Here is an 881-nt window from a genome sequence, read left to right as displayed (position 1 = left end):
ATCGTTTGGCACGTCACGTAGGTTAAAGATACCGCCACGCTCACCGTCGTCTACTAGCTCAGGAAGTGCATTAGAGATACCGCCCGCGCCTACATCGTGGATGAATGCGATCGGGTTCGCATCACCAAGCTGCCAACAACGGTCGATAACTTCCTGACAACGACGCTCCATCTCTGGGTTTTCACGTTGTACAGAAGCAAAATCTAAGTCTTCAGAAGAAGAACCAGAATCCATTGAAGATGCAGCACCGCCACCAAGGCCGATGTTCATCGCAGGACCACCAAGAACGATCAGGCTTGCACCTACTGGGATCTCTTTCTTCTGAACGTGATCATCACGAATGTTACCAAGACCACCAGCCAGCATGATTGGTTTGTGGTAACCACGTACTTCTTCACCTGCGTGAGAGTTTACTTTCTCTTCGTAAGTACGGAAGTAACCTAACAGGTTTGGACGACCAAATTCGTTGTTGAATGCTGCGCCACCAAGAGGACCTTCAAGCATGATATCCAGAGCAGTAACGATACGGCTTGGCTTACCAAAGTCAGTTTCCCAAGGTTGAACGAAGTTCGGGATCTTAAGGTTAGATACAGAGAAAGCAACCAGGCCCGCTTTTGGCTTACCGCCAATACCAGTTGCGCCTTCATCGCGGATTTCACCGCCTGAACCTGTTGATGCACCCGGCCATGGAGAGATTGCCGTTGGGTGGTTGTGCGTTTCAACTTTCATCAAGATATGTGTTTTTTCTTGGTGGTAGTTGTACTGGCGAGTTTCTGGATCTGGGAAGAAACGACCCACTTCAGAACCTGTCATTACCGCTGCGTTATCTTTATAAGCAGACAGAACGTGCTCTGGTGTCGTTTCAAAGGTGTTCTTAATCA

1 protein-coding gene is annotated in these 881 nt (G+C 48.7%); it reads right to left on the bottom strand.

The features are described from left to right. On the bottom strand, positions 1-881 hold an 881-nt coding region (locus AB4653_RS26925; RefSeq protein ID WP_372105764.1), incomplete at both ends, for an AIR synthase-related protein.

It is taken from the genome of Vibrio sp. 10N.222.48.A3, assembly GCF_041475345.1.
Lineage (GTDB): Bacteria > Pseudomonadota > Gammaproteobacteria > Enterobacterales > Vibrionaceae > Vibrio > Vibrio tasmaniensis_A.
The sequence above is the reverse complement of the archived record's forward strand: the minus strand, read 5'-3'. Positions and strand labels throughout refer to the sequence as shown.